This is a genomic window from Actinomadura sp. 7K507, assembly GCF_004348425.1.
Taxonomy (GTDB): domain Bacteria; phylum Actinomycetota; class Actinomycetes; order Streptosporangiales; family Streptosporangiaceae; genus Spirillospora.
Window position 1 is genome coordinate 1 of sequence record NZ_SMKK01000122.1, and the last position, 26,741, is coordinate 26,741.

The window sequence follows — 26,741 nt, forward strand, 5'->3', positions numbered from 1 at the left end:
CCGGTGGGGTGGGTGGTGCCGGGTGGTCAGTGCGTGTTGGCGGCGGACTGGACGGCGGTGCGCAGGGCCGCGCGGGTCAGCAGGAGGACGGGACCGTCCGGGTCCTTGCTGTCCCGCACCGCAACCACCGCACCGGCCACGTCCGCCAGCTCGATGCAGTCGCCGCCGTTGGAGGCGCTGCGGCTGCTCTTGCGCCATGCGGCGTTGTTCAGGTCCATTTTTCTTGGACCACCTTTCTTATGAATTCACGTGACATTTCTTCTGTCAGTGCCCGTGAACGTAGGCTGACCAGGGTCCGCGCAACGGCGGACAAGTCTGCGGTGTCGTCCGTCGTAAGGGGGCGGACAGCTGTCTCGATGTATGCGACTTCGCTCCGGTCTTCCATCGTTGCGACCACGAACGCGCCCGTGTTGCCGTCATGTTCACCGCTTCCCAACACTACTTGAACCGTGATGTTGGGCAACATGCTCATGTCCACCAGGTGCTCTAGCTGCTCCCTCATCGTCTCAGGGGTGCCGACCTGCCGGTAAAGCACTTGCTCGTCGATCAGGACTACGTAGATCGGTGAGGAGGTTTCGTCCTGCCTCGGGTCCTTGAGGATCGCCTGGCGGGCGATCCGGGCGTCTGCGGCCTCCTGATTGCCGTGCAGGATCGCCAGTGCGTAGGCCGGTGTCTGGACCAGGCCAGGAATCACCGAGTGCTGATAGGTGATCAGCATTACGGCGTCGGCCTCGATCTTCGGCCAGTCGAACCAGATCGGGACGGGGTGACCGTCCTTGTTGAGGTCCTCCCACAGGTTGATTAGGGCGCCATTGGCCTCCAGGAACTCGTCCACGAACTCCACGAACGAGCGGGTAGCGCGCTTCTTGCCATTCTCGATCTTGCTCACCTGCGGGCCGCTCACCTGCGTCAAGTGAGCGATGGTCTCCTGCTTCACGCCTTTCGCCTCGCGCATTCGGCGCATCTGCCGCCCGAAGGCGATGAGGGCGGGGGACTCACTGGGGCGACGCTGGCGACGTGGAGACATGTCACCTGCCTCTCGTTGGCATCTGCCCTCGGGGGGCATGATCTTCTTCTATCTGCCACCTTCTGACGGCAACCACATCGTAGTCGAAAAGTGCCTCACTGTGTTGCCTACATCACACATGGTGAGGAGATGCTCATGGGCGAGGCAGCCCAGAACGAGATGATGGTGAAGCAGGACCTCAAGGTCGTCGCGGAGGTCCGGGAGTTCGTGCGGCTGGTCACCGGCGAGTACGGGATGGACGACTTCGTGCCGTGCCTGGTGGCCAGTGAGCTGGTCACTAATGCCCTCCAGCATGGGACGTCCGAGACGGGCGACGACGTGATCTTGCGGCTAAGCCGCACCGAGGACGACGCCCTGTGGATGGAGGTCCAGGACGCCGCCTGCGGCCTCCCGCACATGTTGGCGGCCGACACGACCAGCGAGACGGGCCGGGGCCTGTTCATCGTTGACCAGTACGCCCGCTGCTGGGGCATCCGCGCCCTGGCAGACAACGTCGGCAAGGTCGTCTTCGCAGTCATCGACCGCACCTGAAGACGAGCGGAGGGGCGTTCCCTCCCGTCCGCCCCTCCGCTACCTACCGGCCGGCCCGACCCCCTATGTCGAAGCCTGGACCCGGGTGCCCGTCTTCTGGGCAGGCCGTTTCGGCGGGTTCAACCAGTGGATGTCGCGCAAGAAGACGCTCGCGACCGCTCTTCCGCGAGGAGTTTCACGGCTCGCCGAACGGCACTTTGCTGCGTCTGCGGAGGGCTATGGAGATGTGGGTAGGCGGATGCGGGTGAGGATGTCGGCGATTTCGCGGGTGCGTTCGTCGTCGGGGCCGTTGATGACGAGGTGGTCCTGGTAGAGGGACTCGAACACGTTCTCTGCGGCGGCCTTGTCACCGGCGGACAGCAGGAGCATGCCGATGCTGTGCCGGATGTCGAGGGCGAGTTCGCTGGCGTGGCTGTCGGCGGTGGCGACGTCGTCGAGGAGGCGCCGGAATTGTTCGAGCGCGATGGTGTTCTGCCCGAGGTTGGCGCGGCAGAGAGCGGCGTAGCGGCGGGATTCAAGCGCGCGGTCGCTCGACGGCCCGGAGGTGCGGGCATAGGCGTCGGCCAGGGCGTCGAACTCCGGGAGGGCCGTGCGCGAGTCTCCACCAAGGAAGAGGATGAGCGCGCGATGGAAGCGGAGTTTGAGCAGGTCCGGGCTTTCGGAACCCAGCATCCTGGCTGCCGGGCCGATGACCGCTTCCACGACGTCAGCGGCCTGGGCGAACCGGTCGGAGCCGAGGAGCTTGGTGGACTGCTTGAGGGCGTCGTCGATGGCGTTCCGGAGTTGGGTCGGCGGCGTGGTCGGTGCATGCGGCACGGTCGCCGGCGTCGGGGCGGGAGAAGGGCGGCGCGTGCGGCGGCGAGGGGCGTTCGGCTTCCGGTACAGGAGCGTCGGGTCGGGCATCTCGCCGAGCCACCGACTCGTGGCGAGCGCTGGCGAACCGGGGGACGGCAGGAACGGGAGCAGGCTCTCGTAAACGGCGTAGGCGTCGGCCGGTCGCTGCTCGGGCTTCTTGGCGAGCAGGTCCAGGACCAGTTCCTCAAGCGCTGCGGGCACGTCCGGACGCAGCCTGCGCAGCGGCTCGGGGGCGGCGGTAATGTGCTGTTTCCAGAGTTCAAACTGGCTGTTGCCATTGAAGACGGGCGTCCCCGACAGCAGTTCGTGCAGGACGCAGCCCAGCGCGTACAGGTCGCTCTGCGGAGTCACCTGAGCGGCGTTGACCTGTTCTGGGGACATGTAGCGACTGGTGCCCATCGGGCTGCCCGTCACGGTGATCTTGGTGATGTCGCGGCGCAGGATCGCGGCGATGCCGAAGTCGAGGACCTTGACGGTTCCGTCATCGGTCACCAGGACGTTGTCGGGCTTCAGGTCGCGGTGGACGACCGGGATCGCGTGCGCGTGGGACAGGACGGTGGCGATCTGCGCGCCTGTCGCGGCGGCCCAGGCGATCGGCAGCGGGTCGGCCGGGTCGATGTATGAGCGCAGGTTCCTGCCCTCGATGTACTGCATGACCAGGTAGAGGCGATCCGCGGAGTCGGCGTCCAGGACCGCGTCGTACACCTGGGGGACGCCATGGTGCTGGATGCGGGCAGTGACGCGCGCCTCGCGGCGGAACCGTTCGGCCAGGTCGGCGATGTGCTCCGGAGACAGAAGCATGTCGGGGCGGATGGCCTTGACGGCGACCTCGCGGTCCAGGACCGAGTCGTAACCGCGCCAGATCGTGCCCATGCCTCCGGAACCGATCTCCCCGATCAGTTCATAGCGGTTGGCAATGGTCCTGACCGGCATGCTTGCTCCGCGTGCACTCGCCCTGATTCGCCGTGGTCAAGTGTCGCGAGTGCGGAGATCGCCTGTCCAGCCGTCCTCCGATTCGCTCGGGGAACGACCGGATGCGCGAGCGATCAGGCGACGCCGGCCTGTTCGCGCAGGAGTTGCCATGCCGCACGGCGGGCGCGGCTGTTGAGGGACGACTTGAATTCGGGGTCTGAGCCGAAGTACTTCTCGCCGAGAGTGGCGATGGTGTCGACGTGGTCCATCATCTTGTTCTCGAAGACCTTGTCGAAGACGACCCCGAAGTTCTCCTGGTCGTTGTTGGCGACCGCGGCCTGTTTCACCTTGGGGTCGGCCATCGCCTCCTCGAACGGCTGGATGATGTCCTCTTCGGTGAAGTCCGTGCCGAACTTGGCGTTGAACTTCTCGATCAGCTCTTCCAGCGGCGACTTCTCCGGCTCCTGCGCGCCGCCGACGCCGTCCCCGAAGCCCTTGACCACGGTGGCGCCTTCGGGGGTGAGGCTGAGATCGTGCTCGCCGGTCTTCTCGACTCGCATGTGGCTGAGGTCGACCTCGCCGATGTCGACGCCGCCGTCGGCACGTCTGGGAAGCCGGTTGAGCAGGTGCCGCCCGTACAGGTGGAGGCGTTCGAGTTCGGCGTCGCGGTACGGGACGATCTGCGACAGGAACCCGTACTTGCGCACGTAGTCGTTGAGGTTCGCGCGGAAATCCTCGGCAGCCTCGTGGTCGTCGTCATCCTCGCTGTCGATGAGTGTGGTGAAGCGCTGGACGGCCGGGTTGAGCAGCCGGTACAGCTCGGCGTGTAGCTTCTCCCAGCGTGCGGCCGAGCCGCCGGCCTTCTCCTCGGCTTCGAGGTAGGCGCGTGCGAACTCGTCCATTTCCGCGTTGGCGAGAATCTGCGCCGACATGACCCGGCTCTGCGCGGTGTAGAGGAGATTCGGGTCCGAGGGGAGGGTCAACGCCTCCTCGTAGTACGGACGGAACGCGTCCTGGACGTCTTCGGCGTCATTGACGAAGTCCACGATCGCCAGGTCTGTCTGGCTCTTGCGGTCGGCGGTGCGGTTGAGCCGGGACAGCGTCTGGACGGCCGAGATCCCCAACAGCTTCTTGTTGACGTACATCGTCGTCAGCAAGGGCTGATCGAAGCCGGTCTGGTACTTCTCGGCGACGACGAGGATCCGGTACTCGGGCTTTCCGCGTCCGCCCGTCTGCGTGGTCAGGTCGTCGGCCCGCGTGTACGCGAACGCCTTCGGAAGGGCGCTCTCGGGCAGGCCGCCGTTCTCCTTGGACTCGGTGACCTCTTCCTTCTCGTAGGTGAGGGAGCCGGAGAATGCCACCAGGACACCGATGCCGTACCCCATGTCCTCGATGTGCTGCTTGATCGCGCGCGACATCTGCACGGCGCTCTTGCGCGACGCGGTCACCACCATGGCCTTGGCGCGTCCGCCGAGCCGCCCTGCCGTGTGTGCCCGGAAGTGCTCCACGACGATCTTCGCGTGCTGCGCGACCGTCGAGGGATGTGTCACCGCGTACCGGGCCAGCAGCGTGTTCGCCTTGGACGGGTCGACCTCTCGCTCGTCGGGGTTGTTGTTGACGAGCTTCCAATACGTGTCGTAGGTGACGTAGTTGCGCAGCGGGTCGAGGATGAAGCCCTCCTCGATCGCCTGCCGCATCGAGTAGGTGTGGAACGGCCGGTACGTCGGCTTGCCGTCCACGGTGCCCAGCGTCCCGAACAACTCCAGCGTCTTGCTCTTGGGCGTAGCCGTGAACGCAAAGTAGGACAGGTTGGACGCCTGCGAGCGCTGCGCGGCCTTCTGCTCCAGCTTGGCTTCAACCGTCGTGGCGCCCTCGTCCTCGTCATCTGCGTCCAGGCCCAGGTCGCGCAGTGCGGCCTTGACCGCCGTCGCCGCGTCCCCGGACTGGGACGAGTGCGCCTCGTCCACGACGATCGCGAAGCGGTGACCGGCGATCTCGGTCGGGTTGCGCCGCAGGAAGTCGATCAGCGCCGGGAACGTCTGCAGCGTCACCGTGATGATTTTCCCGGACTGCTGCGACAGCGCCTTGGCGAGCTGCTCGGACTTGGCGCCGATCTTCTCGTCGATCTTCACCACGAGCCCGGCTGTCTGCTCGAACGCGCCGATCGTCTCCCGCAACTGAGCGTCCAGGTTCCGCCGGTCGGTGATGACGATGACCTTGTCGAAGACCGGCGTCCCCGGTGCAACACCGTTCGCCACCGCCTCCGGGGCCAGGTCCGCGGCGTTCACTGGCGTGTGGAGCGAGGACAACCGGTGCGCCAGCCACGCGATGGTGTTCGACTTGCCCGAGCCGGCGGACGCCATCACCAGGTAGTTGTGACCGGCCCCGTACCGGGCGGCGTGCGCGATGAGCTTCTTCACCACGTCCCACTGGTGGTAGCGCGGGAAGATCAGCGTCTTGCTTGTCCGGCCGCCTGCGCTCTTCGTCTTCTGCTCATGGACGAACCGCTGGAGCATGTCCAGCCAGGTGTCCGGCTCCCAGATCCGCGTCCACAGGTATGAGGTCGCGTACGTCCCCGGCTCGACCGGCGCCGGGTTGCCCGCGCCGCCGGGCTGGCCCGGCCCTTCGGACCCGGTATTGAACGGCAGGAACCGCGTCTTCTGGCCCCGCAACTGCGTCGCGACGAACACGAGATCGGGATCGACGCAGAAGTTCGCCACAACCCGCTGCCGGAAGATCAACTCGCTCGGGTCGCGGTCGCTGCGGTACTGCTCCTTCGCCTGCTCCACACCCTGCCCGGTGAGCGGGTTCTTCAGCTCCGCCGTCGCGATCGGAATCCCGTTGACGAACAGCGCCAGGTCGAGCCGGTTGCCCTTGTCGGCCTGCTTGGTCGCGTACTCCAGCTCGCGCACGACCGTCAGCCGGTTGGCCCGGTAATCGTCCAGGACGGAGTCGTCCAGCACAAGGTTCGGCTTGAAGTACGCGACGCGGATCAGGACCCCCCGATCCTTCACGCCCTTGCGCAGGACGGCGAGCACCCCGTCCTCGGCAATCGCCTTGTCGAGCCGCCTGGCGAAACCGACCTGCGCGGCCTCTGTGCTATTACCGTAGAGCATGACGAGCCGCTCCCACTCGTCGCCCTGGGTCGCCCCGACGAACGTGTAGAGCTGCCGCGTGTCCACCCCGAGTTCCGGTCGGTAATCGTGCGGATCGCCTTCAAGCCACCCACCCTTGAGCATCGCCGCGACGATCGCGTCCCCGAACGCCCTTTCGTCATGCACAGGACTCATCGCCTACTCCATAACCCCACGACCGGATGCCGTGGAAACATCGAACTGCCCCGTAACCGCCGCCGTAATCAACGCCCGCTGCCTCTCTCGGATCGCGGCTATGAAGCCATCCGTTACCGCATCTAGTGAACGCACCTTTGCTAGATGCTCATCGAGACGTGCGACAACCTTGTCTTGAACAGATTTCGCGGGAAGTGATATATGGAAATCGGCAAGAGTGTCATTATTGATGATTCGCACTCGAGAATACTGAGTCCAGTTCCTTAGTTCATCTCGCGCAACATGTAGCTGCCAGGCGAGAAATCGGCCATTTGTGGTTGAAGTAGGGAAGAGTGCTGTCAGTTGTTGGTTGCCGGTGGCTGCGTGCGTGAGGTATCCGATCTTTCCCAGCGACTCGCCGATTCCAGTTACCAAGATGCTGCCAGCGGGAAACGCTGGTACGTAACCATCGTCTCTGGCCTTCTTCTCTGCAGGGCTAACCTGTAGGACGCCATCCAGGGCGGCTGGTGTATACCAGGGAAGCGTATTAGGTGAGTTATCGCTGCCGACATCCTCAAGGTGCGAAGGGGTGGTGCCCGTCCGAATCATGGTAATAGCGCGCCTGAGTTTAGTCGGAGTGTAGTCAGCATTGGCGTGGAGCGCTGCCCGCCCAGTCGCTTCCTTGGCAACTGCGTCCAGACGTTCCCAGAGGAGGGACAGTTGCTTTTTCCGTACCTTCGCGAGCTTGCCCATCCGACTAACCTCGGCATCGAGGAAGTCGACAATGCGCCGTTGTTCCTCGATGTCAGGGGCCCATATTGAAAGATGAGTGACATCTTCCGGCGACACGCGCTGATGACTTCGTGTCACTGACTGGACTCTTGAGTCAAGTTCCTGTCGTGCGCTCTCCGAGCCGAGTGTATATGTGAGAAATCGCGAATCTATACCAGGAAGTGGTAGCAGGGCAACGAATTCCGTCGAAGCTACGATGGGAAGCTGGTCACGATTGATGTAAATGACTCTGCTCTTCCGGGGGTTAAGCTTGCTGATGAGAACTTCGCCGCCATGGAGGCTCAACTTGGCAGACTTTATCGAATCAACTTCTTCGACCTTTCCTGCCCCGAACTCGTCCAGAGAGGGGATGCTGTAGTGAACTACATGGTCTCCTAGTGTTGCAGGATCGACCACTTTTCTAACTTCGTGTGCTGTTGTCCATAGTGGCACTCTGCCCAGAGATGAGGTCATTCTGTCACCTCGTTAAGGAGAGTCTGAATTTCGGCTTCGAGGGCCTTGAGTTCTGCGTCGATTTCCGGCAGGGGACGTGGGGGTTTGTAGACGTAGAAGTGGCGGGTGAAGGGGATTTCGTAGCCGGTCTTGGATTTGGTGTGGTCGATCCAGGCGTCGGGGACGTGCGGGAGGACCTCGCGCTTGAGGTAGTCCTCGACGTCCTCATCGAGCGGCACGTTCTCGTAGTCGCGGAGGTCGGTGTCGGGTTCGATGACGTCTTTGCGCACGTGCTGGAACTCGCCTTCGGGGTGGCGGACGCCGATGGTGTCGCGGACGGCCTTGGCGAACGGGGCGCCGGGCGGCCACTGGAGGTCGGCATCGACAACCGCGCCCATGAGGGCGTTCAGCATCTCGGGCTTGGTCGGCCAGGTGGTGCCGAGGAGCGGGCGCACCGCGTTGATGAACGCTTCCGCGTAGCCGAGCTTCTGGACCTGCTTGGTCGCCTTAAGTGCCGCAAGGGTCTCGTCGGTCAGCTCGAAGCGGAGCTTGAGAGGGCGTTCGACGGTGATGCGGCGGTAGCCGAAGTCCTGGTTGCGGAAGACCTTCACCTTGCCGTGCAGCGGGTGCTTGGGGTCGTCGGCGACTTCCAGGGCGTCGCCGTAGAGTTGGGTGATCTCGGCGATGTGGTCGGGACGACCGCTTTGACCGTCGCCAATCTCCTTGCGCTTGTCGCCGAGGGACTTGCGCATCTTCTGCCAGTAGCCCCGGGCGTCCAGCAGGATGACCTTGCCCTCGTGGTCCTCGTGCTTGCGGTTGGTGACAATCCAGAAGTACGTCGAGATGCCGGTGTTGTAGAAGAGCTGGTCGGGCAGGGCGACGATCGCCTCCAGCCAGTCGTTCTCGATGATCCACTGGCGGATACGAGATTCACCGGACTCGGCGGTGCCGGTGAACAGCGGGGAGCCGTTGAAGACGATCGCGACGCGGCTGCCGCCGGCCTCCCGCGGCTTCATCTTGTCGATCATGTGCTGGAGGAACAGGAAAGAGCCGTCGTTGATGCGCGGCAGCCCCGCCCCGAAGCGTCCGGACTCGCCGAGCGTCTCGTGCTCGTGCTCAATCTCGTCCTTGACCTTCTTCCACTCGACGCCGAACGGCGGGTTCGCGAGCAAGTAGTCGAACTTGGCGGTGCGGTGGCCGTCGTCGCTGAAGGAGTTGCCGAACGCGATGTTGTCCGGTTCCTGACCCTTGATCATCAGGTCGGACCGGCAGATGGCCCACGACTCGGGATTGAGTTCCTGCCCGTAGACCTCGACGGTCGCGTCCGGGTTGAGGGAGGTGATGTACTCCTGGGTCGTGCTGAGCATCCCGCCGGTGCCGCAGGCCGGGTCCAGCACCTTGCGGACGATGCCGGGGACGCTGAGCGCGTCGGCGTCCGGCGCCACCAGTAGGTTGACCATCAGCTTGATGACCTCGCGCGGCGTGAAGTGCTCACCGGCCGTCTCGTTGGACAGTTCGGAGAACCGCCGGATGAGGTCCTCGAAGAAGTAGCCCATCTGGTGGTTGGACACGACCTCGGGGCGGACGTCCAGGTCGGCGAAGCGCCCGACGACCTTGTAGAGCAGGTTCGCGTCGTCCAGCCGCTTGATCTGCTGGGCGAACTCGTACTTCTCCAGCACCTCCCGCGCGTTCGGGGAGAAACCCGCGATGTACTTGGCGAGGTTCGTCGCCGCGTGCTCCGCATCCCCGGCGATCTTGGCGAGGGTGTAGCCGGTGGTGTTGTAGAACGGGTGGCCCGACGCGCGGCGCAGGAACCGGTCGGTGTCCATGTCCTTGCCCTTGAACCGCTCAACGGTCTCCTGGACGGCCGACCGAGTCGGCTCCAGGACGGTCTCCAGCCTGCGAAGCACGATGAACGGCAGAATGACCTTGCCGTAATCCGACTGCTTGAAGTCGCCGCGCAGAAGGTCGGCGACCGACCAGGCGTGGTTCACCAGTTCGGTGTGCTTGCTCGGGTTCAACGGGTTCCCTTCCGGATGTGACGGCCTGCGGGGCAGGGATTCTCAAGTCTGGGGCATGTACAACAGCCTGCGCTGAGGCTCATGGCAACTCGGCCCCTGGGGGAACCAGCGCGCCGCTGCTGAGGGTGGTGGCTATGAGGTCTGCTGTCTCGTCGGCGCAGTTCGCGGCGTTCCGTGCGGTACTTCGGAGTTCGCCGACCTTGCGGAACGTGTGGCCGTAAGCGGTCTGCTCGCCGATCGGGAGCAGCGGGACGCGCAGCCGGGACGCCGCGAGTTGGGGCGTGGAGCTACCGGTCGTCGCCTGGCTGATGTTGTCGGGCGCGCTGACGAACCCGGCGAGGAACCAGGGGTCGATGCGTGCGGGGTCGGGCCGCAGCAGGAAGACGCCGTTGCCGAGCAGGCATCCGGCATCGTCCTCGCCCGCCACGCGCGTTGCGACGCCCTGCGGGCCGACGATCTGCGTGACCAGAACGTCTCCCGCCTCGATGACGACCGGATCGGCCAGGTGCAGTTCGCGCGTGTCGCCACTGGCGCGCGTCCCGCCGATCAGGTCGCGCGCCCGGAGGACGGGACGATCCGCGAGGTCGGCGGGCAGGGGGTCGGTCGAGGCGGCTCGCGTTCCTCTGTGGAGGGCGAGGGCGCCGCCGCGGGCCAGGTCGGCGACCGTGGCGGTGCGCCAGGTGCGGCTCGCCTCGCCGGCCGAGGACAGCGATCCGATCTCGGTCGCGCCGGCCAGTGCGGAGACGTCCGCTTTGAGGCGCTCGATGAGCTGCGCGACATCGCGCAGGGCCGCGTCCGGGATGATCATCGGTGCGGTGCGGACGTGCCGTGCGGGCGAGAGGTCGACGAGATCGTCCAGGAGGTCAATCGCGGGGACGGCGCGCGCGGTTCCCGGTATCTCGGTGAATTCGGCGCGGCCGGTGAACGCCTTCCAGGTGCTGACGATCGTCTCGTGGAGCTTGCCGCTGCCCGATGCCTTGCCCTGCTCGGTGGAGGCGGCCTCGTCGGAGGCGTCCAACAGCAGGACCAGGTCACGGCCGGGGCGAGCGGCCTCGGGGCCCCGGAGTAGCCACAGGTGAAGCCCGATGTGGTGCGGTACGGCGAGGCCCGCCGGGAGGGCGATGACCCCGCACAGCGCCCCCTGCCGGAGCAGCTCGGCCCGGATCCGGCGGCCGGACGGTCGTGACGCGGTCGCCGGCGGGAGCAGGAGCACGGCGTGGCCGCCCTCGGCCAGATGCGCCAAGGCGTGCTGGACCCAGGCGAGTTCCGGTTCCGAGCGCGGCGGCACGCCGTAGGCCCACCGGGTGTCGAGCGCCAGGTCGTCGTGGCCCCAGTCGCGGTCGCCGTAGGGCGGATTACACACCACGGCGTCCACGTGCAGGCCGGGGAAGGCGTCGTCGCGAAGGCTGTCGCCGGTCTGCACGTCCACCGAGACTTTGGGCGCCGCTTCGGCCAGCCGGGCCCTGGCCTGGGACGCAGTGATGGGACGGTACTCCTGGCCGTGCACAGCCGCGCCGGGCTCACGGGTGGCGGCGACCGCGGCGAGCAGGCGTCCGCTCCCGCAGGCCGGGTCGAGGACGCTGCGGACGCGCGAGTCGCCGGTCGTCGCCAGCGCGGCCATCAGGTCGGCGAGCACGTCCGGTGTCGGATGCGTCCCCCGGATGCCGATCGGTGCCTCGGTGTGCTCGTCGAGGACGTCGAAGACGGCGAGCGGGCCTTCCTGGTGCGTGACCTGCGCCGCCGCTCGAAGGAGCGTTGCGGGGACGTCGGCGTGGCCCGGCTCGGCGGCACCGGCCGACGAGGACGACTCCGTTTGCAGCGCGGTCAACTCGTTGTCGTTCAGCGCTGGGATCGCGGCGCGCTTCCCGGCGTCCAGCCCGGCCAGGTGCGCCGTGAACAGTGCGACGCCCTCGGCTTCGCGCGGTGTGCGACCGCGCAGGTGGGCCCGCAGGTCGTCGGTGGGCGAGCGCGCGGGGAGGCGGCCCCGCGCGTCGAGCCATGCCTCGATCTGCCGCCGGTCGTAGCTCGGGCTGGCCTCCGTCCCGCCGCTGGGCTGCGGAAAGTCGGGGTGGCGCCGGCGCCAGTTGCTCACGGTCGCCCGCGTCACGCCGGCGAGCCGAGAGATCTCGGCGGCGGTCAGCTGCTCGCTCTGCGATGCCATCGGTACTTCCTTGTCAGCTTTCGGGAGCATCGCCATAGTACATCACCCAATCGAGTGATGCCATTTGACAGTGCTTTCACGTCGTGCTCTCATGGTCGTGCTTTCAACGGCTCGGCGCTAGGAGCGACAGATGACGGCTTGGGTGGCGATCGACTTCGAGACGGCGAACTCCCTGCGGGGAAGCCCGTGCTCGGTCGGACTCGTCAAGGTGAAGGAAGGGCAGATCGTCGAGGAGTGGTCATCGCTCATCAAGCCCCCGGACGGACACGACCACTTCGACGCCTTCAACGTCGGCATCCACGGCATCACGGCGGACCGCGTCAGGGACGCCCCCGGCTGGCCGGAGACGCTGGAGCGCATCGCCCAGTTCGCTGGCGACACCCCCTTCGTGGCGCACAACGCGGCCTTCGACATGGGAGTTCTCGCCGACGCGTGCAAGGCGAGCGGCCTGCCCGTCCCGGACCTCCGGTTCGCCTGCACACTCGTTGTCGCGAGGCGAACCTGGACCGGCCTGCTCTCCTACAAGCTCCCGGTGCTCGCCGCCGCCCTGGGCATCGAGCTGCCGCGCCACCATGACGCCGGCGACGATGCGCGGGCGGCGGCCCAGGTGATGCTCGCCGCGCTGAAACGGCAGGGGCCGGCCGCCCTTGTCGACCTCCTCGGCGTACACAGGATCCAGATGGGCTCCTACCGCGGCGGTGTCCGCCAAGGGTGCAAGTACCGGGGAGCCGCACGGCGCACGCCGTTTCCGGACGCCGAGCCCAACGCCGACCCGGACAACCCGTTCTACGGACTCACCGTCTGCTTCACCGGATCACTGCCGAACATGACGAGGACGGCGGCCGCCGAACGGATCGCCGCCCTCGGAGCCCGGACCGTCTCCAATGTCACCAAGTTCGTCGACCTGCTGGTCGTCGGAGCCATCGAACCCCGCCAACTCGCCCCCGGGGTGAAGAAGACGGGCAAGCTCGCCAAGGCGGAGCGTCTCCGCGACTTCGGCCACGACATCACCGTCATCGACGCCGAAGAGTTCTACGAGCTCCTCACGGTCGCCGAGGGCTGAACAGCCCCCGGCGACGGTCCACCGACGTCGCGTTTCCCATGCGCGCCGCGCGCGCCCGACCAACCCAGCACCAGCCGGGCGGCGACGCCCCTCCACTACGACCCCATTCGGCAGCGCGCCGTGCAGAACGCGCCCAGCACCAAGGAGTCCTCATGCGCAAGATCATCATCGGCCTCGTCGCGGTCGCCGTCCTCACCGCCGGCTGCGAACTCGAACAGGACCCCGTCGCCGTCCAGTCGTCCGACCCCGACAAGCCCGCAGGCAAGAGCGGCGCGGCCAAGACCAAGACCTTCCCGGTCAAGCTCGCCGCCAAGCGGGCGCGCGCGAGCAAGAGCGTCCTGAGCGACGGCGGCGCCCTGTCGTGCGTCAAGGTCACCGTCACCAACCAGACCAAGAAGCAGCTCGAGGTCAACCCGCTCTACTTCTCGATCACCGACACCAGGAACACCAAGCACGACAGCAGCTCCGCCCTCGGCGAGTACGAGGGGCAGATCGCCACAACGGAACTCGCCCCGAAGGAGAAGGCGACGGGCCTGGTGTGCGCGAAGGGCAACTTCCGACCCAAGATCGTCGCGATGACCAACCCCCTGTTCGACGAGGCCGCGCGGGCTCAGGTCGCCTCCTGAACGGCAAGCGTCCTGAACGGCAAGCGTCCTGAACGGCAAGCCTCCCGAACGGCAAGCCTCCTGAACAGGAAGCCGCCGCCCGAACAGGAAAAGGCGGCCGGTGGGCCCAGAGCCGCTTCATCTTCGGCCCCTGCTGCCACAAGACAGCTGTTTCGTCACTTTGAGCACATACATCACAACAGCGGGCTAGCGTTCCTCCAGTCCCCTCGCCACAGGACCGCTGGACGCTGCGCTCCGACTGCCACCCGAACGAGGAGACCATGAAGATTCTGCATGCCGCCGATCTTCACATCGACAGTCCGCTGCGGGGACTCTCGGCCTACGAGGGCGCACCCGAGGAGGACCTGCGCCTGGCCACTCGGAGAGCCTTGGAGAACCTTGTCCGGCTCGCGATCGAGCTGCCCGTGGACGCCGTCCTCTTGGCTGGCGACGTGTACGACGGGGACTGGAACGACTACCAGACCGGGCTCTACTTCAGCGGGCAGATGGCCCGCCTCGGGCGCGCCGACATCCCCGTCTACATGGTCTCGGGGAACCACGACGCGAAGAACCTCATGACGCGTTCACTCAGGCTTCCCGACAACGTGCATGTCTTCACGACGCGGAAACCCGAGACTGTCCGGGACGAGAAGGCCGGACTCGCCGTCCACGGCCAGGGGTTCGCTGAGTGGGACCTCACCGACAACCTCGCCACCGGGTATCCGCCGCGAGACGGCGGCCTGTTCAACGTCGGCCTGCTGCACACGGGCCTCGAAGGCGGCTACCGCGAGCACAAGCGGTACGCGCCCTGCACGGTCGCGGACCTCGAAGCCCGGGACTACGACTATTGGGCGCTCGGTCACGTCCACACGCAGCAGATCGTCCGGGACGAGCCGTGGATCGTCTACCCCGGCAACATCCAGGGACGGCACGCACGCGAGACGGGACCGAAGGGCTGCGTCGTCGTCACCGTGGACGGCGGACTCCAGGTCGAATCGGTCAAGCACCATGACCTGGACACCGCCCGCTGGGAGAGCCTCGACGTCGACGTCACGGGCCGCGACGACATCGACCAGGTGTGCAGCCTCGTCGCGCAGCGCTTCCAGGAGATCCCGGAAGAGAGGCTAACCGCCGTCCGCGTCACCCTCACCGGCGTGACGTCCGCACACGCCGCACTGTGGCGGGACCGCGAACGGATCCTCAACGAACTCCGGGCAGCCGCCGGCCAGCACCCGAACCTGTGGCTGGAAAAGGTCAAGGTCTGCAGGTCCAGGGAGGACGGCGGCGACTCCGGCGGGGGCACCTCCGGGATCCTGACCGACCTTCGCCGCACTCTCTCCGTGCTCGGCACCGACCCGGACGGCCTCATGGCCAAGCTCTCCGGCCACCCGCTCATCGGAAGGATCCCCGCCGAGATCAAGGGGCGGGACGGCATCGTCGTGGCCGACCCGGCATGGGTCGAGAGCCTCGCCGACGACGCCTACCGGCTCGTGGAGTCCCTGCTGCAGGAAGCGCGGTGACCGGAATGCGCATCGAACGCCTCGACCTCATCGCCTACGGCGCCTTCGACGGCCACAGCCTGGACGACCTGGGCGCCCCCGGCGTCCACCTGGTCCACGGTCCCAACGAAGCCGGCAAGTCCACCGCGCTCAGCGCCCTGAACCAGATGCTGTACGGCATCGACCACGCCACCCCGTACGCCTTCCTGCATGGCACCCGGACCCGGCTCGGCGCCCGCCTCTCAGCGGCCGGCGGGGTGGCACTGGAGATCGTCCGCCGGAAGAAGCGCAAGGACGCGCTCGTGGACGGCGACGGAATGCCGATCGGCCAGGACGCGCTCGCCCCGTTCCTCGGCGGCGTCGACCGCGACACCTTCACCACCGAGTTCGCCCTGAACAGCGACGAACTGCGCAGAGGCGGGAAACTGCTCGCATCAGGCAAAGGCGACATGGCCCAGCTGCTCGCCGCCGCCCGGTCGGGGATGCGCTTGAAGGCCGTCCTCGAGACGATCGAGAGCCGGCAAGACCGCCTGTTCCTGGTTCGCGGGAGGACGAATCCAAGGATCAACGTCGCGCTGGGACGCTTGAAAGAGCTCCGGCTGACCGCCCGCGATGCGACGCTGCAGCCCGGCCAGTACCGGGATGCCGAACAGGCCGCGGCCGAGGCCGAGAACAACCTCGTGGCGGCCGAGAAGGAACTGAAGGGCGGGCAAGCGCTCCGGCAGGCCAAGCAGCGGCTCCTCGGGATACTCCCCCTCCTAAAGGAGCAGTGCGACCTGGAAGAGCAGATCGCGGAGATCGCCACACGGGGACCGTCCGCCGCCGACGACATCCGCGAGCAACTCGGCGACCTGCTGAGGCAGCAGAGCAACCACCACGCGGTGCGCTCAAAGAACGCACCGCTCGTTGAGGACATCGATCAGCGGCTCGCCATGATGGGCGACGACGGCTCCCTTCTCCCGAACGCCGCCGCGATCGAGCGGCTCTCCAAGGACGTCACGGCGATCCTCGAAGCTGTGACGCAGCGGGACGAGTCGTCCGGGAAGGCTGCGCGCACACGCACCGAAGCCGGATCGCGGCTGCGCACCGTCCACCCGCGTGCGACCCTGGCCGACGAGAACCTCTACCGGCTCCCCGCCGCTTTCCGCGCGACTGGCCAGAACCTGAGGGACGAGGGCCGCAAGCGTCACGACGCCCTCGACCGCGCCCGGGACACGGCCAAGCGACACCGGGAGAAAAGCGAGCGGCTCGGTAAGCAGCTCAGCTCCCTCCCGGCGAGCGAGGACGTCACGCTGCTGAAGAACGCGTACACCGCGGCTCCGCACGACCTGCCGGACAAGCTGACGAGCACCCAGGCCACAGAGAAGAAACTCGCGCAACGGTTCCGCCAGGCGCTGAACCGGCTCGAACTTCCCGAGCTGTCACCCGCAGACGTCTTGGACCTCCAGCTCCCCGAGCTAGGACGAGTCACCGAAGCCGAGGCCGGCCACCGCGAACTCGACAAGGGACATCGCGAACGCGCCGCAGAACTCGACCAGGCTCAACGGCGACTCGCGACGTACCGGAGGAAACTCGACCGGCTCGTCACCGGCGACGCCCCGCCGACCCACGACGACCTCCGCGCTCAGCGCGCCCTGCGAGACGAACTCATCACCCGGTTCCGGGACGACCCGGGCGTCGAAGCCTCCTTCCAGGAGGCCGTGCGGCGAGCCGACACCACCGTCGACCTGATGCTGCAGCACGCGGAGGAGGTGAATAAGCGCGCCGAGACCGAGCGCGAGATCGCCGAGCTGGAACCCACCGTCCCCGAACTCCAGGCGGCAGTGGAGGAGGCGCACGCCGACCTGGTCCAGGCCCGGCAGTCTTGGGACGCACTGTGGGAGGGCCTTCCCGCGGCGCCGCCCGAACCCGACCGGGGATCGGGCATCTTGGACGCCGTCGGCAGGCTCAAGACCGAAGCCCAGGACCTCCAGGACGTCCGCATCGACCTCCGCGAACAGCGCGACCGCCTCCACGCGCACACGGCCCGGCTCAAGAACCTGCTGCGCCTCGACGACGCCCCGCCGTCCACCGACGCCGCCGTGCTGTTCACCGAAGTCCTGAGCACGGCCGGTACCCGCCTCGACGAGCATGACGCAGCCGCCGCGAAACGCGCCGTGGCGCAGCGCGACCTCGACAATGCCGAAGCCGAACTCGCCGACGCGGAGGCCGCCGAGACCGGCGCCGAGAAGGACGTGGACGAGCACGGGAAGCAGTGGCGACAGTTCCTCGACAACGCCGGCCTGCCCGCGGACCGTGACTCCGACACCGCTCTGGCCGAGTTGGACATCCTGCTCCAGGTGGCGGGTGAAGTCGACGCTGCGACCGCGATCGAGAACGCACTCCCGCAGGCCGAGAAGCGGATCTCCGACTTCGAGGGGCTGCTGCGGGAGACGCTGCGTTCCTGCGGCCGGAGCGTTCCAGCATCCACCATCGGCTGGCACCAGGCCATCGAAACCCTGGCACGGGACCTGCAGAAGCAACGGGACGACGACCGTGAGCGCCAGGGCCTGCTCGACCACAAGTCGAAGCTCGTCAAGCAGATCGAAGACGCTTCGCTCGAACTGAGGGAAATTGAGAGCCGCCTCCAGGACTTCCGGGCACGCCTCGGCGTGTCCACGATTGCCGAGATGGAGGACGCAGTGACCCGCGCCCGCGACCTGAGGGAGAAGTCCACCGCCCTGGCGAAGATCCAGCGGGCTCTTCCGTCCGGGGCAGAGCTCACCCAGCTCCGCGGGCATGGGACGTCCGCCGATGAACTGACGGCTGAGCTGGCCGAACTCGACCACCGGATCAGTGAACTCGAGGAGACCAGGGACGGCTGGCTGGAACAGCGGACCACGCGGCGGGAGGCGCTCGGCCGGCTCAACGGCGGCGAGGACGCCGCCCGCGCCGCCGCCGACATCGCCGCGATCTGTGCCGAACTGGCGGAAGACGCCGAGGAATTCCTGCGCCTGGAGGCCGCGAGGGTCGCCCTCCTGGCCTGCATGGAGGAATACCGAGACAGCGACCAGGCGCCGATCCTGGCGCAAGCTTCGGAGATGTTCACCAAGCTGAGCCTGGGTCGCTATACCGGGCTCGAACTATCCGACGAGGAGCGCCCGAGCATCCGCGCCAAGTCGTCCACGGGAACGCTGGCGCCCGCCGCCCTCAGCGAGGGCACCCGCGACCAGCTCTACCTGGCGCTGCGCCTTGCGACGCTCGAACGCCATGCCGCAGCCGGCAACGCCCTTCCGATCGCCGTCGACGACATCTTCATGACATTCGACGAACGGCGCACGGAGGCGGCCCTGCACGTCCTCGACAGCATGGCCGACCGATTCCAGGTCATCGTCTTCACACACCACGAACACGTGATCCGCAGCGCCGCCAAGGAACTGCCCAAGGAACGCTGCCACGTGCACCGGCTGCCCGATTAGCGCGAGTTGCCAGGAGATGGACGGCGCGCTGTGCCGTAGTCTTCCGCCAGCGAATGCTGACGCCCTTCGCCGCTCTACGCCACCCCCGCAAGGAGAAACGCATGCAGGGACCTTCGGATTCGATGGATAATCCCGAACCTGGGGAGAGCGGCCAGATCGACAAGGCCGACTCACCGAACGTGGACGATTCGACACCCGACTCGGACAGCGACTCGACAGCGGCCTCGACAGTCCTGGCGGAGGTGCTCCCAGGTGTTGTCTTCGCCTTCGGCGAGCTCCCGGAAAAGCTCAAGCTCGACCTCAAGCTCGATCCGATCGACTTCGGGCTCCTGTCAGCCACCGACCGCGAGAAGATCTCCACGTTCCTCGCCTCGACCGGAAACGCTGCGAACGTGGGCGGCAACCTCGCGAACGCGTTCGCCAGCGTGGAGGGGGTCTACCGGGTCACCGATGCTACGCAGGCCATACTGAACGCCGGCGGAACGCTTGCTGTCAAGAATGGCGCGAACATCGGGGCAGTATTCCTCAACGGCAAGATCGTTCATCAGGCTCGCTTTATCCCATTCACCAAGGTGAGCACGGCGCAAAAGCTGGCGAACATCGGGTCGGCGCTGGCCATGGTCGCCCTCCAGTTGCAGTTGAGTGAGGTCGCGGGCCTCGTCAGGACGAATATCGCGCTGACGAGCCAGGTTCTCACGACTATGTACCGCGAGCAGTGGTCCACGCTCACGGGACTCGTGAAGGCCGTCGATACCGCATTCGGCGAGGCGCAAGAGATCGAATCGGTCACGCCGAACGTATGGGAGACCGTCGCGACCAAGAGAGCAGATCTACTCAAGGCGCGTGACCAGTACCGACAGAACGTCGGGGGACACGTCCGGGAGATCAAACGACTTGGCGCGCGGGGTCGCCGTGAGTACCTCGAAATGAACGCTGAGGCCATCGTCTTTGACGCATATGCCCTCCGGTCCTCCCTCGAAGCATGGACCAAGTACCAGGTGATCCGCGCCGCGAAGGTGAGTGCCACCGGACGCGAAGACGAAGCGGGGCTCGTCGAAGTCATTGAGCGCGACACTCGTTCGGAGCGCGACTCCGCACTGACCGAGATGAGGAGACTCGTCTACTCACTGAGGCGTGAGCTACGCATCATCGCCGAGCTCCCCGGCCGCGCGACGATGCCGTTGACCCGCAGCCGGAGGGACTCGAAGACCGCCCGCCTGACCTGCGCCCAACTTCTCGACGCGATCGAGCCTCTTGCCGACGCTCTCCATCCACCAGTACCTCCGCTTGAGGCTCCGGACATCATCTGCGCACCTGCATCACTGGATCGCAAACCGTACCTTCGCACCCTGCGATGGATCCTCGAGGACGGTGAAACCCTTCGTGTCCTGAGCTTCCCCGACCAGCTCGAAGTCCTCGGTTCTTTCGGCGCTGCCTCCGGCGGTACGAAGGAGAAGGTGGTGGCAGCGAAGGACAAGGCGGCGACAACCAAAGAGAAGGTGACAGCAGCGATCGACAAGGCGGCAAAGAACCTGGTCGCCGTCACGGACCGCCGGATCATCACGGCCAAGACCAGTGCATTCCGCAAGCACGGCCAGATTGGTCAGGACATCCCGATGGACCAAGTGCGATATGTCCGAGCACCCGCACAGGACGGAAGTGGGCGCTCGGCGATCGACATCATCACACCCGAAGAGAATATCCGATTGATCTTCCAAGCTGACATCGACAATGCGCAAGTGGACGCGCTCGCCGCCGTGCTCGCCGAATCAATGATAATACCGGACGCGGAACGCGATGAGCTGCAACAGCGCCGGCAAGCCGCTCTCGAGGCGGGTAAGAAGGGCGAGAGCATTACAGGGCCGACCTCATCCGGGCCCGTTACCGACGATGTCGATTAATGCTTTGTCTTCATCGTAGCGGCGACTGATCCGATATCCGCGCCGTTCCGCCGGTACCTGCGGGCCCGGATATTCAGGCGTCCGGAATAGCGGCTACCGGTAGTGTTCCCTGGTGAATGTTCACCTCATCGACGAAGTGCCCGATGGCCTGTCCCGACGGGCCCGGTCGTTCGTCGGCACGGATGGCGTCAAGGTCGACGTCCGCCCCGTCGAGGAGAGCAGGCAGTGGTGGCTTGAGCGGGGCATCCCCGCGGCAGTGATCGACCGGATGGCGGCCTTCCAGAAACGGTGGGGCGGTCTGCTCCTGCCACCCGCATCCCGGTACGACGGCGGGCCCCAAGTACCTCGATGCAGACTCCCCCGAATCGGACTCCGCGGGGTGGTGGTTCGAAGCCGGGATGCAGCGAACTGCGGTCAACTGCGGTCAACTGCGGTCCCTGCGGTTTCATGATCAGTCCGTCCGGTGAGTTCGGCATCCATGCAGGCAAGTGGGCGCCTCTCCATGCGACCGTCGAGGGCTGGGTGGAGTCGCTCGCTCTGGCCGACCACGCGTTCAGGTGGGCGAAACAGATCACCAGGCTTGTCGGCGATGACGTCGATGGCATCGAGTTGGACGGCTACGAGCCGGTGCGGGAAGTGATGGGGTTGGCGGACACCTGGTGGAGAGGCCCCGAGTCGCTGGTGGCGCTCTACACGGGGGAGGCCACGGCACTCGACTTCCCCCCCGGGGACGCACCGCCCTGATCTACTCCGGCCTTGGCGACGGGGGACTACGAGGAGGCGTCGCCCCGGGCGATGACTGAACTTTCGGGGTCGCGAGTGCATGTTCTGGATGCCCGTCCTGGGTCAGGTACACCGAGCGAGACGACCGCAGGTCGCCCAGACCACGGCCGAGGAACCGAGGAGCCGGCAACGTGGCTGGGCAGCTTCTGTGTCGAGGTGGCCCCGGGCCTCGTATGTTGATGCTTTTGAAAGATGTTCACGCCATGCTGATGTTTAAAGTAGCTAGCCGAAGTGTGATGCGAGAGGCTGGTTCTCGACGGTCGAGCTGGCTGTGACCGAACCCGGCAAGCCTTGGCGGAGAGGAGTCCTGCATGGTCCCGATACGGGTTGACCAGGAGAGCACCTCCCATGGACGTACTCGAGCATCACAACGACGTGGCCGCTGAGCGGCTCACTATCAAGCTGGACGGGCGGCGTTGCCGGAGCCTGTGGGGGTCAGGCGCAATGTGTCGCCGCTCCTGCCGATGTCCTCGATGCGTCGAAAGGGGGCGACGGAGTTGGCGCCTTCCAGGGAAACGCAAGCCATGCTCTCCGCCGTCCACAGGCCCGTGGACGGCGGAGCGAACGTTTCGGGGCGGCTCAACCACCGACGGTCGAAGAAGCGGCGTCATGGATGAACGCTGTCGCAGTTCGATCAGTGATCGTGGCGGGCCGCGCCGGTGCTGGCCCCGCCTAAGAACTCCTAACAGAATGATCTTCCCCGTATCCATGGGGCGCCAAGATCGTTGATCTTGGCGTGAGGAAGGGTCAGCAACCCCCATGGATCGTGCCGGACGACTTGTGGGAGCGGATCGAGCCGCTGTTGCCGAAGGTCGAGCGGCGGTACCGGCATCCGGGGCGCAAGCGCATCGACGACCGCAAGGCGCTGTGCGGGATCTTGTTCGTGCTGCATACCGCGATTCCATGGGAGTTTCTGCCCCAGGAGCTGGGGTTCGGCTCGGGGATGACCTGCTGGCGCCGGTTGCGGGACTGGCATGCGGCCGGAGTGTGGCAGCAGTTGCACGAGGTGCTGCTGGCCGAGTTGCACGCCGCCGACAAGCTGGACTGGTCCCGGGCGGTGATCGACAGCTCCCACGTGCGGGCGCTCAAGGGCGGCCCAAAACCGGCCCGAGCCCGGTCGACCGCGCCAGGACGGGCTCGAAGCACCATGTCATCTGCGACGGCAACGGCATCCCGCTCGCCGTCTCGCTGACCGGCGGAAACCGCAACGACGTCACCCAGCTGATGCCCTTGATCGAGGCGGTGCCGCCTGTCCGCGGCAAGGTCGGCCGGCCCCGTCGGCGCCCGGACATGCTGTACGCCGACCGCGGCTACGACCACGACAAGTACCGCCGCCTGGTCTGGAGCAAGAACATCAAGCCGCAGATCGCCCGGCGCGGCACCGAGCACGGCTCCGGCCTGGGCGCACACCGCTGGGTCGTCGAGCAGACAGTGGCTGCACTGGTTCCGCCGCCTGCGCATCCGCTGGGAGATCCGCGACGACATCCACGAAGCCTCCCGGACCTCGCCAGCACCACCATCTGCTGGAGCCGACTCAACCACTGATCATTCTGTAGGAGTTCTTAGCCGCGGACGAAGCGAACTCCGCCGACGTCCCGGCCACACCATGTGCACACCAGACCAGGAAAACGGACATCTGAAACGCGACAGGGACTTCGCTCAAGATCGCGATCTTGGACGAAGTCCCTGGCCAGAAGGGCGGAGGATCGGGGATTTGAACCCCGGATGGGCTTGCACCCAAACCGCATTAGCAGTCCCCTCGTTCGGGTAATCCAAGATCTACTTCCGTGATCCACAGTCCGGTACATCCAGATAGGAGTGCGTATGGATACCCGGGGGTCCGGCCCGGTCCTCGCCGCTCCGGCCCCCCACCGGCCCCCCAGCAGGTGCTGATCAAGTTACTCCTTCGCAGCCGGAGCAGGTTCCTCCCAAGCCCCTCGATTGAGCCTTCGGTAGGGACCGGAGCGGTTCTGGGGGCTGCACACGGCTATGAGAAGTCGGGGGCGACGTGGAAAACTGGCAGGGTGCGTGGGCCACGGCGGAGCACCCAAGCCGTCGGAAGGAACGATGGGCGATGTGATCGACATGGTCGGCGAGCTCCGCGTCCCACGCCGGTGGCTGCGTCCGACCGGCGTCGGCCGCGGGATCGTCTGTGTCACCATGTTCGTCCCTGGCCTGGATGGCGTGCATTGCAGCCTCCGGTGCCAGCCGGTCGAGCCACTCCTGACAGGCTGTGCCGCAGTGCTCGGCTTTGTCGTGGAGTCGGCGACACCTCATCGTGTTCTACCCCCGCACGTGGCCAGTGCGCCGTCATTCGACCATTCAGTAAATTGCGAAGAGGTTGGCGCACACCCTCAAAAGCCGGTCTCACCTGCACAAACGTCGCCCCGAAGATCATCTCCAGCACCTCTTCAAGATCGCTTGCGAGGGGGTTGGCGCATGATCTTGCAAACCCGCAGGTCAGACCCCCATAATTTGGGGTACTGTCGCAGCGCTCCACAAAACCGCATCGGATTGAAACCAGATTGTTCACTGGCCGCATCAGGCACCGGTTCTGTCGCAGCGCTCCACAAAACCGCATCGGATTGAAACCCGTTCGCCAGCTTGCTGGTGATGTTCCAGCGGCGGGTCGCAGCGCTCCACAAAACCGCATCGGATTGAAACCTGTAGGGGAGGTCCGTGGCCTTGTTCCGCTCTAGTCGCAGCGCTCCACAAAACCGCATCGGATTGAAACCCCGAGGTGGGGTGTCTGCTGGCTGGCGGACATCACGTCGCAGCGCTCAACAAAACGGCATCAGGTTTACGTCGATCCTGGCGGCGCACCTTTTTTGGTTTGTGCATAGGTGGCGGTGGCGGCGCTGGACCAGCCCGCGTCCAAAAGCGAGCTGAGGGCTGCGGGGATGCTGAGTATCGACGCTCCCCAGATTCGATTTAAGCGGGAGCGATCTCGCTCGTTGACGGCCCCGGTGGAACGCACAAAGGCTCGGCGACCCGCTGGTTGCTGTGGGGCGCCGAGCTTTGGCAGTGCGCTTTCAGAGCGGTTGGTGACAGGGTGTCGCAGTTCTGGAGTCCCGAGCGTGGGTTCAGGTGGGAAGTGTGTCCGGAACCGGTCGTAGCGGTTGTTGGCGGCGTCGTGGTGTAGGCGGTCCAGCGGCCGTGGTCGGCGGCCAGCCGTGCGCCGAGTGCAACCGTGATGGCGACCGGACCGCTCAGGAAGCTGGCGTGCCGACCGGTGCGGGCACCGTCTGGAAGTTGAGTGTCGAACCCAGTGCGGCAGATCTACGTCACCGCGGATGTGAAGCTTTCTGTGTTCCCCGACAGCCGCTCGACCGTGCTGTTCAGGCACAGCAAGTTGCCGACACCGTCCTTTTCGCAGGTCTTGCGTACAGGCGCGAAGCACGCTTCTCCTCAGGCCTGCAAGTCCAGCGCGAGCGCGATCACGGTGGGGCACCACCGTCGATGGTTCCAGGCCCGCCGCCGACCGTGCGTGGTGTGCGTTCTGCTTCTTCAGCCCCAGCAGCACGTCGGGGAGTGGGACGGGTCGCCATCGACGTGGCGCGGCTCGTGCACCATCACTCCTCGTGCGTGGGTGTGGCCGAGCCTGGCCCCGTACCAGAACGTGACGTGGAGGCGCATCGTCGGGATCAGGTCGACCTGGACGGCATTGGGTGCAGTTGCATCCCCATCGCCTCGATCGTTCGGTCGGCGAGGGAACCGACCAGTTCTCGCGATGCGGGGCGGTCCGCTGGCAGCCGCACATCGGTCTTGGCCGATAACCCTGCATTTCTTGCTGGTGTAGGCCTGGGCCTGCGCATCGACCTGACGTGTGTACGCGGGGCTCTTCGCCGGGTCAGCGGCTGTGACTACGATCCCGACCCGCACCTCCTGCTGTGACCGCTCTCGAAGCTGCTTACGCAGCCAGAACCCGAGCACGATCAGTGCGATGCCGGGTGAGGCAGGCGAGGACGAACCACCAGCGCGCAGTGTTGTCACCGGTTGCAAACGGAACAGCCTCGACCCCGAAGGCGCTCCCGATGGCCGCACCGATCGCGATCACGGTGCTGCCGTCCACGGAGGTCTGCCGGAGCGTTAAGTGGTCCTGGGCACCACTGTCGAGGGAGCCGGTCACGGTGAGCTGCGGCTGGTCCGGATGGTCCCATTGTGTGTCACTGCCACCATCTGTCGTCGTGCCGATGCGATGGCCTGAACCGACTTTCACGCGTGAAAGGTGTAAATCGGGCTCGGCCGAAACTTTGGTTTCGGGGCCACTTCAGGACAGGGGACGTCCCGTGCTTTCCCGGTAGAAATCCTCATCGTGTCGATTAGGGTTCCATTGTCAAGGGGCCGCAAAGGGTCGGTGGCCCGAAACGTTTCCGGGTTCCGTAACCGTCTGATGGACGACGCGAGTACCTGTGTCCAGTCGCCGCAGACTGCTGGGGGCACGCCTCGTCCATCAGAACGGGGAGGACGACGACGAACGAGCGCGGGGGACGCATGAGGGTGAATGCCGTGATGATCGGGACGTCCGGCAACCAGCGCTACATCTTCTCCTTGAACAAGCGGCGCGAGAACGTTGGCGCCTCGTACCTGATCAGCCGTGTCGAGGAGCCCTGGCTGAACGAGGTCAGCGGGGGCACCACCCGGAATCATCCGATGGACAAGCGTCCGGCCGAGGAGCATCCGGTGGAGGTCGTCACCGTTGACGCAGATGGGGTCACCGCGCCGACGCGGAACCGGGAAGGGCGCCGGGCTGGTGAACGCGATCACCGTCCGTGCGCTGCGGGCGACCCCCGACTGCGGCGCGGTCGAATGGGGCGAAACGACAACCTTGATCGTTTGGTCGGCGAGCGATACGACCAGTTCCCGCGATGCCATGCTGTCTGCCAGCGGCATGTCGGACTTGGCCGGGATTCGGTCCAGATCTGCTCTCGCCTCATAAGGGCGTCGGACGGTCTTCGGCGGCCTCTTATTCGTCTTCTGCGAGGCCGAAAAACGAATATTACGTTCGATCAGGCAGAAAGTGCGGATGTCTGCCTCCTGGAATGGGTGATATCTCCGGGCCCTGATCCTGACGGGGACGGCGGGGTGCAGGTCGTATGGGTTGGTAGCTCGGGTGGGCAGAACCGGGTGAGTCGGGGTGGGTGGCGATGCCGAAGAAGCAAGTGCCGGAGATCTGCAGCTGCGGGTAGTCCCTTGCCCTGGGTAGTCGCTCCCTGGATTGGGGGACGGTATGTCGGAAGTTCCTGACGGGAATGGCGGTCCGCAGGATCTGGTAATGGTGGTGCTTCCAGGAGTGCAGCTTTTCCTAGTACGGCAGTCGTAGAACGTGATCTGAACGGGCAGGGACCGGCCGTAACGTAGGACAGCCGCCCGATGATCTTCGAGTTGTGACGCAAGAAGAACCTTGGGCGGCTGCTGCCGTCATGGTAGAG

15 protein-coding genes, 1 pseudogene and 1 CRISPR repeat array are annotated in these 26,741 nt (G+C 65.9%); of the genes and pseudogenes, 8 read left to right on the forward strand and 8 right to left on the reverse strand.

What is annotated here, in order from left to right; translation table 11 throughout:
- Positions 1 to 26 precede the first annotated feature (26 nt).
- Both E1285_RS25565 and E1285_RS25570 read right to left on the reverse strand, forming a co-directional pair.
- Positions 27 to 218 (reverse strand): DUF397 domain-containing protein, encoded by a 192-nt coding sequence (locus tag E1285_RS25565; protein WP_132156341.1) that lies wholly within the window; start codon positions 216 to 218, stop codon positions 27 to 29.
- Positions 209 to 1,066, reverse strand: a complete 858-nt coding sequence (locus tag E1285_RS25570; RefSeq protein ID WP_132156343.1) for a helix-turn-helix transcriptional regulator — start codon at positions 1,064 to 1,066, stop codon at positions 209 to 211. The genes E1285_RS25565 and E1285_RS25570 overlap by 10 nt, the downstream gene beginning before the upstream one ends.
- A gap of 96 nt (positions 1,067 to 1,162) precedes the next feature.
- Between E1285_RS25570 and E1285_RS25575 the strand changes: the two genes are divergently transcribed.
- On the forward strand, positions 1,163 to 1,558 hold the full coding sequence (locus E1285_RS25575; protein ID WP_132156345.1) for an ATP-binding protein: 396 nt from the start codon (positions 1,163 to 1,165) through the stop codon (positions 1,556 to 1,558).
- A 216-nt stretch (positions 1,559 to 1,774) separates the two neighbouring features.
- Here E1285_RS25575 and E1285_RS25580 read toward each other — a convergent pair whose 3' ends face one another.
- The 5 genes from E1285_RS25580 to E1285_RS25600 all read right to left on the reverse strand — a co-directional run bounded on the left by E1285_RS25580 (position 1,775) and on the right by E1285_RS25600 (position 12,000).
- Positions 1,775 to 3,346, reverse strand: coding sequence for a serine/threonine-protein kinase (locus E1285_RS25580; protein ID WP_132156347.1), 1,572 nt, complete (start codon positions 3,344 to 3,346; stop codon positions 1,775 to 1,777).
- 113 nt (positions 3,347 to 3,459) lie between these two features.
- On the reverse strand, positions 3,460 to 6,615 hold the full coding sequence (locus E1285_RS25585; protein WP_132156349.1) for a type I restriction endonuclease: 3,156 nt from the start codon (positions 6,613 to 6,615) through the stop codon (positions 3,460 to 3,462).
- A gap of 3 nt (positions 6,616 to 6,618) precedes the next feature.
- Positions 6,619 to 7,839: a restriction endonuclease subunit S gene (locus E1285_RS25590; protein ID WP_132156351.1), complete on the reverse strand. Its 1,221-nt coding sequence runs from the start codon at positions 7,837 to 7,839 to the stop codon at positions 6,619 to 6,621.
- A complete protein-coding gene (locus tag E1285_RS25595; RefSeq protein ID WP_132156352.1) occupies positions 7,836 to 9,839 on the reverse strand; it encodes a class I SAM-dependent DNA methyltransferase in 2,004 nt (667 codons plus the stop codon). Before E1285_RS25595 ends, E1285_RS25590 begins: the two co-directional genes overlap by 4 nt.
- A gap of 79 nt (positions 9,840 to 9,918) precedes the next feature.
- Positions 9,919 to 12,000, reverse strand: a complete 2,082-nt coding sequence (locus E1285_RS25600; protein WP_207946814.1) for an N-6 DNA methylase — start codon at positions 11,998 to 12,000, stop codon at positions 9,919 to 9,921.
- 130 nt (positions 12,001 to 12,130) lie between these two features.
- On the opposite strand from E1285_RS25600, the gene E1285_RS25605 reads away from it, so the two are divergent.
- The 7 genes and pseudogenes from E1285_RS25605 (at position 12,131) to E1285_RS25635 (ending at position 22,854) form a co-directional block, all read left to right on the forward strand.
- Positions 12,131 to 13,063, forward strand: a complete 933-nt coding sequence (locus E1285_RS25605) for an exonuclease domain-containing protein (RefSeq protein ID WP_132156354.1) — start codon at positions 12,131 to 12,133, stop codon at positions 13,061 to 13,063.
- 152 nt (positions 13,064 to 13,215) lie between these two features.
- Positions 13,216 to 13,689, forward strand: coding sequence for a DUF4352 domain-containing protein (locus E1285_RS25610; RefSeq protein WP_165966759.1), 474 nt, complete (start codon positions 13,216 to 13,218; stop codon positions 13,687 to 13,689).
- Between the two features lie 260 nt (positions 13,690 to 13,949).
- The gene (locus E1285_RS25615; RefSeq protein ID WP_132156358.1) at positions 13,950 to 15,188 is read left to right on the forward strand and encodes a DNA repair exonuclease; all 1,239 of its coding nucleotides are present in this window, start codon (positions 13,950 to 13,952) and stop codon (positions 15,186 to 15,188) included.
- A gap of 5 nt (positions 15,189 to 15,193) precedes the next feature.
- Positions 15,194 to 18,625, forward strand: coding sequence for a YhaN family protein (locus E1285_RS25620; protein ID WP_243723046.1), 3,432 nt, complete (start codon positions 15,194 to 15,196; stop codon positions 18,623 to 18,625).
- 101 nt (positions 18,626 to 18,726) lie between these two features.
- Positions 18,727 to 20,526 carry a hypothetical protein gene (locus E1285_RS25625; RefSeq protein ID WP_132156362.1) on the forward strand — a complete coding sequence of 600 codons (1,800 nt, stop codon included), beginning with the start codon at positions 18,727 to 18,729 and terminating at the stop codon, positions 20,524 to 20,526.
- 447 nt (positions 20,527 to 20,973) lie between these two features.
- Complete coding sequence (locus E1285_RS46775) at positions 20,974 to 21,270, forward strand: hypothetical protein (protein WP_207946815.1); 297 nt, start codon at positions 20,974 to 20,976, stop codon at positions 21,268 to 21,270.
- Between the two features lie 775 nt (positions 21,271 to 22,045).
- Positions 22,046 to 22,854, forward strand: a pseudogene (locus E1285_RS25635) (IS5 family transposase).
- 940 nt (positions 22,855 to 23,794) lie between these two features.
- Positions 23,795 to 24,116: a CRISPR direct-repeat array (repeat unit 37 nt; unit sequence GTCGCAGCGCTCCACAAAACCGCATCGGATTGAAACC).
- A gap of 1,103 nt (positions 24,117 to 25,219) precedes the next feature.
- Here the strand turns inward: E1285_RS25635 and E1285_RS25640 are convergent.
- Entirely contained in the window at positions 25,220 to 25,528 is a 309-nt protein-coding gene (locus E1285_RS25640; protein ID WP_132156364.1) for a hypothetical protein, read from the reverse strand.
- Positions 25,529 to 26,741: the final 1,213 nt, after the last annotated feature.